15 protein-coding genes and 1 tRNA gene are annotated in these 15,916 nt (G+C 70.5%); 12 read left to right on the top strand and 4 right to left on the bottom strand.

Going from position 1 to position 15,916, the window contains the following annotated elements:
- Nucleotides 1-5: 5 nt before the first annotated feature.
- Nucleotides 6-629, bottom strand: a complete 624-nt coding sequence (locus ASE14_RS06275) for a MerR family transcriptional regulator (protein ID WP_056652407.1) — start codon at nucleotides 627-629, stop codon at nucleotides 6-8.
- Between the two features lie 87 nt (nucleotides 630-716).
- Here ASE14_RS06275 and ASE14_RS06270 point away from each other — a divergent pair, with 87 nt between their 5' ends.
- The 11 genes from ASE14_RS06270 to ASE14_RS06220 all read left to right on the top strand — a co-directional run bounded on the left by ASE14_RS06270 (nucleotide 717) and on the right by ASE14_RS06220 (nucleotide 12,932).
- A complete protein-coding gene (locus ASE14_RS06270) occupies nucleotides 717-1,136 on the top strand; it encodes a hypothetical protein (RefSeq protein WP_056652404.1) in 420 nt (139 codons plus the stop codon).
- A gap of 47 nt (nucleotides 1,137-1,183) precedes the next feature.
- The gene (locus tag ASE14_RS06265; protein ID WP_056652402.1) at nucleotides 1,184-1,630 is read left to right on the top strand and encodes a VOC family protein; all 447 of its coding nucleotides are present in this window, start codon (nucleotides 1,184-1,186) and stop codon (nucleotides 1,628-1,630) included.
- The gene (locus ASE14_RS06260) at nucleotides 1,596-3,155 is read left to right on the top strand and encodes a malate:quinone oxidoreductase (RefSeq protein WP_082600257.1); all 1,560 of its coding nucleotides are present in this window, start codon (nucleotides 1,596-1,598) and stop codon (nucleotides 3,153-3,155) included. Before ASE14_RS06265 ends, ASE14_RS06260 begins: the two co-directional genes overlap by 35 nt.
- A gap of 341 nt (nucleotides 3,156-3,496) precedes the next feature.
- Nucleotides 3,497-5,275, top strand: coding sequence for an ATP-binding cassette domain-containing protein (locus tag ASE14_RS06255; protein ID WP_056652398.1), 1,779 nt, complete (start codon nucleotides 3,497-3,499; stop codon nucleotides 5,273-5,275).
- A 9-nt stretch (nucleotides 5,276-5,284) separates the two neighbouring features.
- Nucleotides 5,285-6,970: an Rv2578c family radical SAM protein gene (locus ASE14_RS06250; protein ID WP_369816460.1), complete on the top strand. Its 1,686-nt coding sequence runs from the start codon at nucleotides 5,285-5,287 to the stop codon at nucleotides 6,968-6,970.
- Nucleotides 6,971-7,063: 93 nt separating this feature from the next.
- On the top strand, nucleotides 7,064-8,383 hold the full coding sequence (locus tag ASE14_RS06245; RefSeq protein ID WP_157372841.1) for a sensor histidine kinase: 1,320 nt from the start codon (nucleotides 7,064-7,066) through the stop codon (nucleotides 8,381-8,383).
- Nucleotides 8,380-9,531 carry a hypothetical protein gene (locus ASE14_RS06240; protein ID WP_056652390.1) on the top strand — a complete coding sequence of 384 codons (1,152 nt, stop codon included), beginning with the start codon at nucleotides 8,380-8,382 and terminating at the stop codon, nucleotides 9,529-9,531. The genes ASE14_RS06245 and ASE14_RS06240 overlap by 4 nt, the downstream gene beginning before the upstream one ends.
- On the top strand, nucleotides 9,518-10,207 hold the full coding sequence (locus ASE14_RS06235) for a response regulator transcription factor (protein WP_056652386.1): 690 nt from the start codon (nucleotides 9,518-9,520) through the stop codon (nucleotides 10,205-10,207). The genes ASE14_RS06240 and ASE14_RS06235 overlap by 14 nt, the downstream gene beginning before the upstream one ends.
- Nucleotides 10,208-10,822 (top strand): thymidine kinase, encoded by a 615-nt coding sequence (locus tag ASE14_RS06230; RefSeq protein ID WP_056652383.1) that lies wholly within the window; start codon nucleotides 10,208-10,210, stop codon nucleotides 10,820-10,822.
- A gap of 119 nt (nucleotides 10,823-10,941) precedes the next feature.
- Entirely contained in the window at nucleotides 10,942-11,811 is an 870-nt protein-coding gene (locus tag ASE14_RS06225; protein ID WP_056652378.1) for a universal stress protein, read from the top strand.
- Nucleotides 11,808-12,932 (top strand): DUF418 domain-containing protein, encoded by a 1,125-nt coding sequence (locus tag ASE14_RS06220; protein ID WP_157372840.1) that lies wholly within the window; start codon nucleotides 11,808-11,810, stop codon nucleotides 12,930-12,932. Before ASE14_RS06225 ends, ASE14_RS06220 begins: the two co-directional genes overlap by 4 nt.
- Here the strand turns inward: ASE14_RS06220 and ASE14_RS06215 are convergent.
- The gene (locus tag ASE14_RS06215) at nucleotides 12,874-13,314 is read right to left on the bottom strand and encodes a VanZ family protein (RefSeq protein WP_056652373.1); all 441 of its coding nucleotides are present in this window, start codon (nucleotides 13,312-13,314) and stop codon (nucleotides 12,874-12,876) included. The two genes, ASE14_RS06220 and ASE14_RS06215, sit on opposite strands and share 59 nt — an antisense overlap.
- 60 nt (nucleotides 13,315-13,374) lie before the next feature.
- On the opposite strand from ASE14_RS06215, the gene ASE14_RS06210 reads away from it, so the two are divergent.
- Nucleotides 13,375-14,682 (top strand): UDP-glucose/GDP-mannose dehydrogenase family protein, encoded by a 1,308-nt coding sequence (locus ASE14_RS06210; RefSeq protein WP_056652370.1) that lies wholly within the window; start codon nucleotides 13,375-13,377, stop codon nucleotides 14,680-14,682.
- A gap of 90 nt (nucleotides 14,683-14,772) precedes the next feature.
- Here the strand turns inward: ASE14_RS06210 and ASE14_RS06205 are convergent.
- Nucleotides 14,773-14,846 (bottom strand) — tRNA-Pro (locus tag ASE14_RS06205).
- A gap of 95 nt (nucleotides 14,847-14,941) precedes the next feature.
- Nucleotides 14,942-15,916 (bottom strand): metallophosphoesterase, encoded by a 975-nt coding sequence (locus ASE14_RS06200; RefSeq protein ID WP_056652367.1) that lies wholly within the window; start codon nucleotides 15,914-15,916, stop codon nucleotides 14,942-14,944.

Below are 15,916 nucleotides of genomic sequence, written 5' to 3'. Positions count from 1 at the left end.
ACACCTCAGGCGTCGCGGCCGAGGCGCCGCACCGCGGCATCCTGATGCGCGAGACGGCGCAGCGCGAGCAGCACGGGCTCGTAGAGCGCCGTGCCGAGCACCGTGTACTCGACGGCGGCGCGCGGCTCCGTCGGCATCCGCTCGAGGTCGTAGGCGGCGAGATCCGCGGCAGCGCGCCCGTAGGCGGCGAGTCGTTCGGGCGTGATCGACATGCCGGCGTCGTCGGCCGCGGCGAGGGCGCCCTCGAGCTGCGCGACCGCGGCGAACTCGGGGTCGTAGACCTGGCCGAGGGCCTCGAGCGCGGCTCGCGCACGCGGATACGGGTCGGCGGCGTCGTCAGCGGGCCGGGCGCCGTCGGGCGGCAGGGTTCCGACCGCGCGTCCGAGCGTGGAGTAGAGGTCGTCGCCGGGCTCGTCGACGAGTTGCAGCACGGCTCGCGCCTGCTGCACGCTGAGGCCGACCGGCCCCGTGAGGGCGCGCACGAGCCGGAGCCGGCGCACGTGGCTCTCGTCGTAGCTCGCCTGGGTGGCCGAGGTCGCGGTGCCCGGCTGCAGGAGCCCTTCGCGGAGGTAGTACTTCACGGTCGCGACCGGCAGTCCGGCTTCGGCGGCGAGTGCGGAGATGCGCATGAGGAATCCCTTGCATTGGATAGTGCGACTCTCTAATATTGGAGAGTACAACTATCCAATCATGAATCCGCGAAGAAGGGACCGGCCATGCCGTCCGCATCAGATCTCATCCTCATCGGCGTCCTCCTGCTCGCACTCGTCACGGTCGAGAGCGGCGGCTACTTCCTCACGCGCGTGGTGCGGGGGCTCGCGCCCGCGAATCGGCTGCAGATGAGCTTCTTCCGCGCGGGCCACGCCCATGCCGCCGTGCTGCTCGTGCTCTCGATGGTGATCCTCTCGGTCGTCTCGTACGCCGCGCTCGACGGGTTCTGGCTCTGGGTCGCCCGCCTCGGGGCGCCGATCGCAGCGATCCTCATGCCCGCGGGCTTCTTCCTGTCGGTGCTCGGCCGCGAGCCCGAGAAGCCGAACCGCCTCATCGTGCTCCTCTGGGTCGGCGCCGCCGTGCTGACCGCGGGGCTGATCACCGCCGGCGTCGGCCTCGTCGCCGGCGGGATCGAGGCGCTCTGATGGAGCCGATGGGTGCGCGATCGCGCTGACCGGCGTAGCGTCGGCCCATGGCCATTCCCCAGCGCTACTCGCTCGTCACGCTCGGCGTCGCCGATGTCGAGGTCGCCACGGCGTTCTACCGCAGGCTCGGCTGGCGCGAAGCGCGATCGTCGGTGGCCGGCGAGGTCGCCTTCTTCACCACTCCCGGTGGCGTGCTCGCCCTCTGGGAGACCGCCGAGCTCGCGAAGGATGCCGCGCTGCCGACCATGCACGCGAACGCCCCGGGCTTCCGTGCGGTCGCCCTCGCCATCAACCTCGCCTCGCGCGAGGAGGTCGACGATGCCGTCGGCGACTGGGTGCTCGCGGGCGGGTCGATCTCCAAGGCCGCCGCCGAGACCGAGTGGGGCGGCTACAGCGGGTACGTCGCCGATCCCGACGGCAACCTCTGGGAACTCGCGCACAACCCGTCGTGGCCGCTCGATGAACGCGGGCTGCCGGTGCTGGGCGGCGCCTGAGCGGGCTGGTCCGGGGGCACCATCTGCGGCATCTACACTGGAATCCGTGACTTCAGAGGAAACCGTCGACGTCGTGCTGATCGGCGGGGGCATCATGAGCGCGACACTCGGCTCCCTGCTCTCGCAACTCCAACCCGATTGGACGATCCGCGTCTACGAGCGGCTCGGCGAGGTCGCACAGGAGTCGTCGAACGCGTGGAACAACGCGGGCACGGGCCACGCGGCGCTCTGCGAGCTCAACTACATGCCCGAGAACCCCGACGGCACGGTGAACGCCGACAAGGCCGTCTCGATCAACGAGCAGTTCCAGATCAGCCGGCAGTACTGGTCGTACCTCGTCGAGCACGGCGCCCTGCCCGAACCGCACAACTTCATCAACACCGCGGCGCACATGACGTTCGTCAAGGGCAAGGCCAACATCGAGTACCTGAAGAAGCGCGTCGCCGCCCTGCAGGACCAGCCGCTCTTCGAAGAGATGGAGTTCACGGAGGACCTCGAGCGCATCGCCGAGTGGACCCCGCTCCTCGCCAAGAAGCGCAACCCGAAGGTGCGCGTCGCCGCGACCCGCACGGTCGCAGGCACCGACGTCGACTTCGGTGCGCTGACCCGATTCCTGCTCAGCGACATCGAGCGCCGCGGCGCCGAGATCGCGACCAACCACCAGGTCACCCGGCTGAAGCGCCAGAAGGACGGCACCTGGCGGATCCGCCTCCGCCACCTCGTCGGCAACACTCCGAAGACGATCAACGCCCGCTTCGTCTTCGTCGGCGCCGGCGGCGGCGCCCTCTCCCTGCTGCAGCACTCGGGCATCCCCGAGATCAAGGGCTTCGGCGGCTTCCCGATCTCGGGCCAGTTCTTCCGCACGACGAACCCCAAGATCGTCGCCCAGCACCACGCGAAGGTCTACGGCAAGGCCGCCAAGGGCGCGCCGCCGATGTCGGTGCCGCACCTCGACACCCGCGTCGTCGACGGCGAGACGGCCCTGCTCTTCGGGCCGTACGCCGGATTCACACCGAAGTTCCTGAAGACCTCGACGTGGTTCGACCTGCCGTTCTCGATCCGCCTGCACAACCTCGGACCGATGATCCAGGTGGGCCTGAAGAACTTCGACCTCGTGAAGTACCTCGTCTCCGAGCTGCTCGCCTCGCGCGACAAGAAGCTCGCAGCGCTCCGCGAGTTCATGCCCACCGCCAAGAGCGAGGACTGGGAGCTCATCACCGCCGGCCAGCGGGTGCAGGTCATGAAGAAGGACCCGGAGAAGGGCGGCGTGCTGCAGTTCGGCACGGAGGTCATCACCGGAGCCGACGGCACGATCGCCGGCCTCCTCGGCGCATCGCCCGGCGCATCGACCGCCGCGCCGATCATGATCGACGTGCTCGGCCGCTGCTTCCCCGACCGCATGGCCGAGTGGGAGCCGAAGCTCCGCGAGATGATCCCGAGCTACGGCACGAAGCTCTCGAGCGACCCCGAGGCGGCGGCCGCCTCGCTCGCCGCCACGGCGAAGGTGCTCGACCTCACCGCCTGACGCACGCTCCCGGTCGTCAGCACGTGGCGGCCCGGTGCCGGTTGGCATTCCGGGCCGGCTCTGGTACCGTCGTACCCGCTATGAAGTGAGCACACACCCCCGTCCCGCGCCTGAGGCGCCGTTGACATCGGGTGTGCGCACGGTTCTGATCACCCCGTGCTGACCGCGCGAGCATTCGCGTGCACCCGTTCACGGCAATGCCCGGCGGGACTCCTCTCCGCTCCCGGGCGGTCGCCGGCGCCGCGCGCCCGCGTTCCGCCAGCTCGGTGCATCGTGCGAACGAGACGCGCGCCGCGGCATCCGACGGCCGCCCGGGGGCATTTGCGCAAAGGGCGTACCGCATGGCTGTATCCGTCATCCATTCCCACCATCTCCGCGTCGACGGGCTCTCCGTCTCGTATTCCGATCGACGCGTGTTCTCCGACCTCGGCTTCGCGGTCTCCCCGGGGCAGCGCCTCGGGCTGATCGGCGAGAACGGGGTCGGCAAGTCCACGCTGCTGCGGCTCATCGCCGGCGGGTTCGAGCGAGCGGATGCCGCGGCATCCGTCGGCTCCGAAGCCGCGACCTCCGGCCGCATCACCAGGCCGCGGCGCACCGCGCTGCTCTCGCAGGAGCTGCCGTTCGAGCCGCAGGAACGCATCGGCGAGGTGCTCGAGGCCGCGCTCGCGGAGGTCCGCGCCATCGAACGCGAGCTCGATGCTGCAGCGGAAGCGCTCGGTGGAGGCGACTCCGCCGTCTCCGCCGCGCGCTACTCGGCTGCGCTCGACGCCGCTGAACGCGCCGAGGTCTGGAGCGCCGGGGCACGCCGCGACGAGCTGCTCGACGGGCTCGGCGTCGCCGGCCTCGGTCTCGACCGCCGCATCGACGAGCTCTCCGGCGGTCAGCGATCGCGCTTCGCGCTCGCCGCGCTGCTCCTCAGCGCGCCCGACGCGCTGCTGCTCGACGAGCCGACGAATCATCTCGACGACGCGGCCGCGACGTTCCTCGAGGATCGACTCCGCGCCTGGCGCGGCCCCGTCGTCTTCGCGAGCCACGACCGTGCGTTCCTCGACCGCGCGGCCACCGGGCTGCTCGACCTCGACCCGGGGCGGGCCGGCGCGCTCGCGCTCGCGGGTGCGGGTGCGGGTGCGGGGGCAGGAGCGGGCCACGAGGCGTCCGGCGAGGAGGCGCTCGCCGCCTCGGGCGGCGCCGTCTTCGGCGGCGGATTCAGCGAGTTCCTCGAGGTGAAGGCCGAGGAGCGCGAGCGCTGGCTCCGGCAGTACGACGACGAGCAGGAGGAACTGCGGCGCCTCCGCATCGGCTTCGCCGAGACCGCACGCGCGGTCTCGCACGATGCGCCGATCTCCGACCGGAACAAGATGGCGTTCGGGCGCAGGGGCGACCGGGTCGAACAGCAGGTCAGCCGGCGGGTGCGCAACGCCCAGCTCAGGCTCGCGACCCTGGAGCGCGAGCAGGTGCGGAAGCCGCCTGCGCCGCTCGTCTTCGCCGGCATCCCGTCGGGGTCGCACGCGTTCGACGAGGAATCCGGCCTCCTGCTGCACCTGTCGGAGGTCGCGGTCGATGGCCGCCTCTCGCTCGAGGCGCTGCAGGTGGCACCGCTCACCAGGCTGCTCGTGACGGGTGCGAACGGCGCGGGCAAGTCGACGCTCCTGAACGTGCTCGCGGGCGCGCAGCGCGTCGATCGCGGCGTCGTGCACCGGCGCAAGGGACTGCGCGTGCAGCTGCTCGAGCAGGACGTGCGCTTCGCCGAGCCGGATGCCACGCCGCGACGCCTGTACGAGCGCGTGCTCGGGGAGCGGCGTGCGGAGCAGGTGCCGCTCAGCGGTCTCGGGCTCATCGCGCCGCGCGACGAGTCGCGTCCGGTCGGGGCGCTCTCGGTCGGGCAGCAGCGCCGGCTCGCGCTCGCGCTCGTGATCGCGAGGCCGCCGCACGTGTTCCTCCTCGACGAACCGACGAACCACCTCTCGCTCGGGCTCGCCACCGACCTCGAGGAGGCGCTCGGCGCCTACCCCGGCGCCGTCGTCATCGCGAGCCACGACCGGTGGCTCCGTCGACGGTGGTCGGGCGGGACGCTCGAGCTGGCCGCGGGCAGCGCGGTGCCGGCTGCGGCGCTCCGGTGAGGCGAGCGGATGCCGCGGGGCGTGTCGCCGCGGCATCCGCTTGCACTTCATTCGAACATGTGTTCGAATGTCCGTATGCGGTGGAGCGGGCAGGAGCTGGGCGTCGAGCAGTCGGGCGCATTGCCCGGGCTCGCGAAGCTCAACAACCTCGTGCGCTCGGTGCAGACGCCCGACTTCGCCGGCGTCACGTTCCACGAGGTGCTCGCGAAGTCCGCGCTCAATCGCGTGCCCGGCCAGTCGGCGATGCCCTTCGGGTGGACCATCAATCCCTACCGGGGCTGCACCCATGCATGCACGTACTGCCTGCACCCCGACACCCTCATCACCATGGCCGACGGGCGCGAGCAGGTGTTGAGCTCGGTGGAGGTCGGCGACGAGGTGCTCGGCACGCGGGTCGACGGTCGGTATCGGCGATACACGACGTCGAAGATCGTTGCGAAATGGTCGACTCGAAAGCCGGCCTACAGAGTCACACTGGCCGACGGCACACAGCTCATCGCAAGCGGTGACCATCGGTTCCTCACCGCGCGAGGGTGGAAGCACGTGACGGGCCGCATGTCCGGGAGCGCCCGACGTCCGTACCTGACGACGTCGAACTCGCTGATGGGATTCGGAAACCGCGGCAGAGGAGTTTCGTCGGACACTTCCAGACCGGCGATCACGAGGAAGCTCGCGCTCGTGGGTTCTGCCGTGAAGACCGCGAGCGACCTGCAGATCGTCTCGATCGAGCAGCTCGACGAAGTCGTCGACATGCTCGACATCACCACGACGACCGGGGACTTCATCGCGAATGGCGTCGTCAGCCATAACTGCTTCGCGAGGCCGACGCACACCTACCTCGACCTCGACGCCGGCGACGACTTCGACCGGCAGATCATCGTGAAGGTCAACGTCGCCGACGTGCTGCGACGCGAGCTCGAGAAGCCGTCGTGGCGGCGCGAACCCGTCGCCCTCGGCACCAACACCGACCCGTATCAACGGGCCGAGGGGCGCTACGCGCTCATGCCCGGCATCATCGAGGCGCTCGCGTCGAGCGGCACTCCGTTCAGCATCCTCACGAAGGGCACGCTGCTGCGACGCGATCTGCCGGCCCTCGTCGAGGCTTCCCGGCTCGTGCCCGTCGATGTCGCGATGTCGATCGCGATCTATGACGACGAGTTGCAGCACTCCGTCGAACCGGGCACGCCGAGCACGAAGGCGCGGCTCGCGACGGTCACGGCGGTGCGCGAGGCCGGGCTCGACTGCGCGGTGTTCCTGATGCCGATCCTGCCCTACCTCACCGACACGAAGGCGCACCTCGACGAGGCGTTGCGCTCGGTGAAGGCGGCGGGCGGCACGAGCGTGCTCTACTCGGCGCTGCATCTGCGCGGCGGGGTGAAGCCGTGGTTCATGCAGTGGCTCGAGGGTGCCCACCCCGAACTCGTGCCGAAGTACCGCTCCATGTACTACGGCACGAACGCCTACGCGCCGAAGGCCTATCGACAGTGGCTCGGCCAGCGGATCCGGCCGCTGATCAGGGCGCACGGCCTCGAGCACGGTCGTGAGGACCCCGTCACCGGGGGAGTGCGGTCGTCGGCCCTCGCGAACGGTCCGGCTTCCGGACGCCGGCCCCTCGGTGGTGCGCGATCGCTCGCAGCAGCAGACGATCTGCCCGGTTCACTCAGTCTTCCGCCCGACCCGTCCGCATTGTTCTGACCGAGTCGTCCGCGCGGCGAGCCCGGAAACTGGGATAATCCGCAGAGGCCCGAACATCGGTGTTCGCAGGGGCTGTACGAGCGGAGGACCACGATGACCCTGGGGTTGCCGGGACACCTCGCGCGGGAATCGCTGAGCCGGGCACTTGCGAACGCCGGTCATTGGGCGGCGTTCACCTGCCTGGCGATCGGTGTGGTGCTCGGCGCCGTCATGGCGACCTTCGGCCAGCAACCGGGCCGGTGGGTCGGGTCGTTGCTCGCGCTGGTCATGATCGCCCTGCTCGCCCTCGTCGCGCGCTTTCCCACGGTCACGCTCACCGTGCTCTACCTCGTCGTCGGCGCCGGCGTCGTGTTCACGGTCACGGTCATGGTGATGGACGACGGCGAGTTCCCGTCGACGAACAACGCCGTGCTCGCTCTGCCCGCCACTGCGCTGCTCCTCGTCGGGGGCGCGGGCAGCGGCTCGGCGATCGGCCTCACCTGGGCGACGCTCGGCTTCGGACTCGGCGAGGCGGCGGCGTTCCTCGGCGTCGCCGTCGCGGGCGGCGTGTACTCGCCGAACTTCGCCGTCTGCTTCGCGTTCGCGGTCGTCGTGATCGTCCGGGTCTTCGACGGGGTCACGCGCCTGTCCGACATGCGACGCGACACCGGTCTGCACCGAGCGAGCCAGCAGACCCGAGAACTCGCGATCCGCCACGACTACGAGCTCCGCGCCACTGCGAGACTGCATGACACCGCCCTCAGTCATCTGGTGGCCATCGCCGCAGCCGGATCGGGCCCGGTCGACGAACGCCTGCGCGTCGGCATTCGTCAGGACCTCGGGCTCATCGTGGGGCGCGATTGGGCGATCGACCACGCGTTGGGCGAGAACTCCGATGCAGGGCCGGGCGTCCGGAGCGCCGGCAGACCCCGTTCGTTCGCGCCGGCCGCCGACACCCCGCCCGCGCGGAACGGACGGCAGAACGGATGGCGCGGCCGTGCACGCGGCGGTGTCGCTCCAGACGCTCGAGCACCCGTCGAGGAGACGGTGCCATCGCTCGCGCACGCCTTCTCGTCGGCCGCCAACGCCGGCCTCGAGGTGCGGGTCACCGGCGACTTCGCCGTGCTCGGCACCCTCGGCCCGCGCCGGGTCGCCGCACTCGACGCGGCGGTCGCGCAATGCCTCATCAACGTCGCTCGGCACGCCGGCGTCGACCAGGCCGAGCTCGCACTGGGCCTCGGCGGTGGCGAGGTGACCGTCGCGGTCATGGACAGCGGTGTGGGCTTCGAGGAGAGCGAGGTGCCGCCCGACCGCATCGGGCTGCGCACCTCGATCCGCGCCCGCATCGAGCAGGAGCACGGGACCGTGCGTCTCTGGTCGACGAAGGGCATCGGCACGACCATCGTGCTCACGGTGCCGGAGGGCGGCGAATGAGCGGACATCTGCGCCTCACCCAGCAGGAGGCCGACCCGGTCGGGGCGATCAGCGCGTCGCCGATCGTGGCGATCGGCGCAACGCTCGCGTTCCTGCTGGCCGCCGGGCTGACGTGGTCGCACTGGGGCGAGGTCGGTTCGCCGTTGGCTGCGGTGATCGCGCTCGTGCTCGTCGCGGCGGCCGGCACGGCCGCCTCGTTCGCGGCCTCGCCGGCTCGTGCGCCGTTCACGAACGACCGACTCTGGCTCGTCGTGATGCTGGCGGTCGGCGCAGCGATCGCGGAGTACGTGAGCACGATCGGCAACAACCGCCAGCTCTACGACGACTTCGGGCCGGCCGTCATCGGCATGCTGATCCTCTCGCTCGCGCCGTTCTGCACGTGGGTGTCGGCGGCGCTGGCCGGGGTGCTCTCGGCGGCGGTGCTGTCGATCCTCGTCGTCGGCGCGTCCATGTACACGGAGTCGACCGCACCGGTCGCCGCCCTCATCACCTTGAACTCGGCATCGGTGCTCGCGATGTCGGCGGCGGCGGCCGGGTACTCGTACGGGATCGTGGCGGAGACGCTCTCCTGGCAGCGGGAGGCCAATCGCGCTGCGCTCCAGCGGGACACTGAGCTGCGCGCCGGCATCGCTCGATCGGTGCAGCAGAGCCGAGTGTCGGTGCTCGGCCGGGAGGTGCTGCCGTTCCTCGCGGGAGTCATGACGGCCGACCGCATCTCCGTGGCGGATGCCGACCGTGCACGCGAGCTCGCGGAGGCGCTCCGGCGGGCGCTGCGGGCCGGTATCGAGTCGACCTGGCTCGACGATCTCGCTGCCAACATCCGGATGAATCGCGGCGTCGACACGATCGTCGACGATCCCACCGGCGCGGCTGCTGCGCTCACCGCCGATCAGCGTTCCGCGCTGACCGCGCTCATCTCCTGGCTCGGCGACGCCGCGCGATCGCAGCTCATCACCGTGTCGTTCGCCGCGGACGCCGACGGCGAGACGCACGGTGACATCACGCTCGTCGCCGAAACGGGGACGTCCCCGCCGAGCCGTCGGGAACTCGATCGATTCGTCGCGGTGGCACGAGCGGTCGCATTCAGAGCGGATGCGTCGCTGACGCGAGAGAATGTGACTGTGGGGTTGAGCTATGACATCGATTGAACACGCACCGACACCGGTGCCGACACCGCCGCATCGGCTGGCGATCCTCGACGACCATGAACTGATCGTCGACGGTCTCGCGCGATGGTTCACCGACTTCGCCTCGGACTTCACGGTGGTGATCCGTGCCACGAGCTGGATGGATCTCGTCCGCGACCCCGAGTTCCCAGTCGACCTCGTGCTGATGGACCTGCAACTCGGCGACACCGTCTCGATCGAATCGCGCATCAGGGCCTGTCGTGCCGCCGGAGCGAAAGTGGTCGTGGTGACCGCGATCGACGACGACGAGTCGCGCCGACGCTCGCTCGTGGCGGGGGCCGCAGGGTTCGTATCCAAGACGCTGCCGGCCGACCAGCTCGTCGACTACGCACGGCGCGTGATGAACGGTGAGCGGCTGCCGCGGCATCCGGCAGCGGCATCGCGCACGGATGCTGCGGGCGCAGGCGACGTGGTCGATCACCACGGCGTCGCCCTGAGCGCCGCAGAGGAGAAGGCACTTCGGTACTATGCGCAGGGTCTCAGCACGGTCGAGGTCGGCCGGCGCATGGAGGTCGGCTACGAGACGGCCAAGACCTACCTGCGACGCGTACGCGAGAAGTACGCCAAGGCGGGGCGCCCTGCCAGTCGCAAAGCCGAGCTGATCCGCCGAGCGGCGGAGGACGGGTACCTCGAGTAGATGGCGAAACTGTACTTCCGCTATGGGGCGATGAACTCCGGCAAGTCGACGGCGTTGCTCCAGGCGGCGTTCAACTACGAGGAGCGCGGGCACCGGGTGCTGCTCGCCAAGCCCGCGATCGACACGAAGGGCGACTGCGACATCGTGTCGCGCCTCGGAGTCGTGCGCGAGGTGGACTTCACCATCGCGCCCGATTCGAGCGTTCGCGAGCTGTTCGACACCCATCGCAGCGTCGTGGTGGCGCAGAGCGGGCGCGAGGTGAGCTGCCTGCTCGTCGACGAGGCCCAGTTCCTGAACTCCGACCAGGTCGACGATCTGCTGCGCATCGCACTCATCGACGGCGTGCCGGTGCTCGCCTACGGCATCCGCACCGACTTCCAGACCGTGGCGTTCCCCGGCAGCCGGCGGCTGCTCGAAGTCGCACACAGCCTCGAAGAGCTCAAGACCATCTGCCGCTGCGGGCGAAAGGCCATCTTCAATGCGCGGCTCATCGAGGGACGATTCGTCTTCGACGGCGACCAGGTCGCGATCGACGGTGAATCGGTCACCTACGAGTCGCTCTGCGGCGTCTGCTACCTCGAGGAGAGCAGCGGCGTACTGAACGGGCGCCACTGAGGCTGCGGTGTCGGCAAAGCGGCGTCATCGGCGGGTCGGCGAGCCGGATCGCCGGTTCGGGGCTGGCGCTTTCGGCGCGCGGCGCGTGAAGATGGAGTGAGACTCCACGGAGGTGCGCCATGAACGAGATCGCGGTGGGCGTCGGCACCGGGGGCTCCGCCACGATGCGAGCGGTCGGATGGGCCGCCGAACGGGCTGCAGCGTTCGGCAGCACGCTTCGGCTCGTGCACGTCGTCGATGAGAGCTCGATCTCGGCGATGCGCGGTGAGGCGGGGGCGGATGACGACGTGCGGCGCGCTGCAGAGCGTCGAGCGCACGAGTGCCTCGAGGAGGCCGCGGCAGCGGTGGCCGCCGTTGACGCCGGCATCGAGACCGTCACCACCCTCGAGCAGGGTTCGCCCGTCGACGTGTTCGAGCGCATCTCGGGGGAGGTCGGGATGCTCGTCGTCGGCAGCGACTGGCATGGCGGCCGACGGGCCAGCCGACGCCGCGTGCTCGGCCTGCGGATCGCCGCGGTGAGCCGCTCGGCCGTCGCGGTCGTCCCCGACCTGGAACCGGGCGACCGACGAGGCATCGTCGTCGGCGTCGACGGCTCCCACGCCTCCGACCACGCCCTCGCATTCGCGGTCGACGAGGCCCGTCGTCTCGGCGAGCCACTCGTCGCCGTGCATTCGTGGGACGTCGCCGCCATGGTCGGAGGCGAGTACGGCTACGGCGCTCCGCTCATCGCGGCCGAAGACCTCTCCCGGGCCGAGACCGAGATCCTCGAAGCGGCACTCGCCCCGATCGCCGCAGCCCATCCCGGCCTCGAGATCCGTCGGGTCGTGGCGGCCGGCGACCCGGTCAACGAACTCGCCGAGGCCGCCTCCGAAGCGCGCCTCCTCGTCGTCGGCAGTCACGGGCGAGGGGCGATCGCGAGGTTCCTGCTCGGATCCGTCAGCCAGGGAGTGCTCGCCAACCTGACGGCGCCGACGGTCGTCATCAGGTGACCAGCGACGCCGCCCGCCTCGCCACGGAGCCACCCGCTGGGCGAACAGCGGTGCGGGTCGACGGCGTCGACGCGGCTCGAGGCCTCGCACTCATCGGCATGTTCGTCGCGCACGTCGCACCCGCCGCGGCATCCGCAGACCTGGCTTCGCTGCTCGAGATCGCCGACGAACGGCCGCGACTGCTCTTCGCCCTGACCGCTGGCATGGGGCTGGCGTTCATCTCGGGTGGGACCCGGCCGATCGGCGACGGCCGCGCGGGGCTCCGTCGCCAGATCGCGATCCGGGCCGTGATCCTCATCGTGCTGGGGCTGCTCATCGCTTCGACCCTGCACCCGCTCGTCTACATCATCCTCGACGTCTACGGCCTCGCATTCCTCCTCATGCTGCCGCTGCTGTTCGTCCCGCCACGCATCGCCCTGGGCCTGGGCATCGCCCTGCTCGCGGTCATGCCGGGGCTCGCCGAGCTCGCGAGCGAGACCGACCCGGTCGTCGAACTGGAATCGGGGCCGCTCGGCCTCTTCGTCGGCTGGGTGGTGAGCGGTGCCTACCCCGTCGTCGTGTGGGTGCCGGTCATGCTCATCGGGCTCGCGCTGGCGCGCTTCGACCTGACCTCGCCACGGGTCGTCGGGGTCGCCGCGGCCGTCGGCACGACCGTGGCCGCCGTGCTGCTGCCGATCGTCGCACTGATGCCGGGCGGCAACGCCGGGGCATCCGCTGACGAAGCCGATCGCTGGACCTCGGCGCTGCGGACCTCGCTCGAGGCGGTCGGCAACGTCGGCGTCGGCGTGGTCGTCGTCGCGGGGATGCTGCTGCTGACCGCGTTCGCCCGGCCGACGGTGCGCCGGATCGCCGGTGCGGTGCTCTCGCCGATCACCGCGATGGGGTCGATGCCGCTCAGCGTCTACACCCTGCACCTCGTGGTGATCGCCGCGTCGATCCGTGTCGAGAACGGCACCTACACGGATGACTCCACCGAGTTGCTCCTCGGGCTGGTCGTCGGGTCGATGCTCTTCGCCTGGCTGTGGCGCCGGTACCTCGGCCGCGGTCCGCTCGAGCGGTTGCTCAGATGGGCGAGCGGGCGGAGTCGAGCGGATGCCGCGCGCGCGCCCACCACAGAGTGAGCCCGAGTCCGAGCGCGGTTCCGATCGTGTTCGCGATGACGTCGGAGATCGTGGAGACGCGCGAGGGGAGCGCGAGCTGGACGAGTTCGATGCCGACACTGACAGCCGTGCCGATCGCGACGATGCCCCAGACGGGAGTTCTCGGGAACGCGAGCGCGAGCAACGCGCCGAACGGCACGAAGAGCGCGACGTTCGCGAGGAACTCGAGTGCGACGGCCGCGGGCTCCCTGGGCACGCCGATCGCGGCCAACCCGTCGGCGATCCAGCCGACGACGCCGGTGACCTGCTGTGCATCACGTGCCGGCAGGAACACGATCATGGCGAGCGCCAGGAGGTACGGACCCAGCACTGCTCGGGCGATCGTTCGACGCTTGGCCGGCATCCGTCCAGATTATCGGGTGGGCCGGTACGGCAGAATGGAAGCCCAGGACGAAGGGTCGGCATGCGAATTTCGGTGATCGGTTGCGGCTATCTGGGTGCGGTGCACGCATCCGCCATGGCCGAACTCGGCCACGACGTCGTCGGCATCGACGTCGACGAGAGCAAGGTGGCGGCGCTCGCCGCCGGTCGGCCGCCGTTCTACGAGCCCGGCCTGCCCGAGATCCTCGCCTCGGCGACCGCCAGCGGGCGGTTGCGCTTCAGCACCGACATCGCCGATGCCGCCGGCGCCGAGGTGCACTTCCTCGCCGTCGGCACCCCGCAGGCGGCCGATACCGGTGCCGCCGACGTCTCCCACGTCGACGCGGCCTTCGCCGCCCTGCTGCCGCATCTCGTCGAGGGAGCGCTCGTCGTCGGCAAGAGCACCGTGCCGGTCGGCACCGCCGCTCGCCTGGCCGACCGGCTCGCCGCCGAGGCCGGGCACGCGAGTCTCGCCTGGAACCCCGAGTTCCTCCGCGAGGGATTCGCGGTCAAGGACACGCTGGCGCCCGATCGCCTCGTCTACGGCGTCGCGAAGGGCGACGACCACGCGGCATCCGTGCTCGATCACGTCTATCGCGCCGCGATCGAGGCGGGCACTCCGCGCATCGTCACCGACTATGCGACGGCCGAGCTCGTGAAGGTCGCGGCGAACGCGTTCCTCGCGACCAAGATCAGTTTCATCAACGCCATGTCGGAGATCGCCGACGCCACCGGTGCGGATGTCACGGCGCTCGCCGATGCGATCGGCCACGACGCCCGCATCGGCCGGCGCTTCCTGAACGCCGGCGTCGGGTTCGGCGGCGGGTGCCTGCCGAAGGACATCCGCGGCTTCACGGCCCGGGCCGAGGAGCTCGGGCTCGGCGAGACGTTCGCCTTCCTTGCGGAGGTCGACGCGATCAACCTGCGGCAACGCCGTCGCGTGGTCGACCTCGCGGTCGCCGATCTCGGCGGTTCGGCCATCGGGAAGAAGGTCGCGGTGCTCGGAGTGACCTTCAAGCCCGACTCCGACGATGTGCGCGATTCGCCGGCGCTCGACATCGCCGCCAGTCTGCAGGAGCTCGGCGCCGACGTCGTCGCAACGGACCCCGAGGGCATCGAGAACGCCCGTGAGCGGCGTCCGGGCCTGCGCTACGCGTCGACGATGCGTGAGGCGTTGTCGGGCGCCGACCTCGTGATCCTCGCAACGGAGTGGAACGAGTACCGCACGCTCGATCCAGAGGCCGCAGGACGGCTCGTGGGGGAGCGGCGCGTCATCGACGGGCGCAACGTGCTCGACCCCGCGGCGTGGCGCGCTGCAGGCTGGCGATACCGCGGCATCGGCCGGCCGTAGCGGCCGTGCTCGCGTCCCTCGCAGCGGGGCACGCGGCTCATCGCCCGGGGAATGAGAAAACCCCCTCCCGAAGGAGGGGGTTTCACCCGGTCGGGGTGACAGGATTTGAACCTGCGACCTCGTCGTCCCGAACGACGCGCGCTACCAAGCTGCGCCACACCCCGGGTCGGCCCTTGCGGGCCTCAACCAGAATAGCCGATAAATCGAGGCCCGCAGACCACCTCGGCCGGCCGGCCGACGGCCGTGCAGTGCGCGGCGACTACTCCGTGGGCAGAAGCGTGAGCAACGTCGCCTCGGGAGGGCAGGCGAAGCGAACGGGAGCGAAGATCGACGTGCCGAGGCCGGCGGAGACGTTGAGGAACGCCGAGCGCAGTCCGTGCCGCCAGACGCTGAGGCCCTTCACCTGGTCGCGCGGGATGTCGCAGTTCGTGACGAGCGCACCGTAGCCGGGCACGCACACCTGTCCGCCGTGCGTGTGCCCCGCGAGCATGAGCTGCGCCCCGTGATTCACGAAGGAATTGAGCACACGCTGGTAGGGCGCGTGCGTGACGCCGACGGTCACGGTGGGGCGCGACGCAGCGGATGCCCCGTCGGGCCACGTCTCCTCGCCCAGCGGGTCGTCGGCGCGCAGCTCGTCGATGGCCGCGGTGATGAGATCGAGCCGGTCGTAGCCCTTGTGCGGGTCGTCGACGCCGAAGAACTCGAAGTGCGTGCCGCGCAGGTCGAGTGCGGCAGCGGTGTTGTCGAGGTCCTGCCAGCCGAGCTCGTCGAAGAACGCGTGCAGCTCCCCGATGTCGAGCTGCTTCGCGCGAGCGCCGAGGCGCGACGGCCCGGTGAAGTAGCCGAACGGATTCTTCAGGACCGGTCCGAAGTAGTCGTTGGACCCGTTGACGAAGACGCCGGGAACTCCGCGGAAGGGCTCGAACGCATGGCGGATGCCCTCGATGCCGCGCTCATGCCCGAGGTTGTCTCCCGTGTCGACGACGAGGTCGGGACGGAGGCCGGCGAGGCTGCGCACCCATTCCTGCTTGTCGCGCTGCCAGGGTGCCATGTGCAGGTCGGAGAGGTGCAGCACGCGGATCGGCTCGGCGCCCGGGGGGAGCACCGGGACATCGGCTCGCCGGAGCGTCCAGCGCGTGCGCTCGATCAGCGAGCCGTATGCGAATGCGGCAGCGCCCGCCGCGGCGATCGCGATGGCGATCGCCGCGGCGGGTGAGGTCTGTTCCTTGCCCAC

The sequence above is a fragment of the Agromyces sp. Root81 genome, assembly GCF_001429165.1.
GTDB lineage: Bacteria > Actinomycetota > Actinomycetes > Actinomycetales > Microbacteriaceae > Agromyces.
Note: the sequence above shows the minus strand (reverse complement) of the source record. Positions and strands in the feature narration are given on the sequence as shown.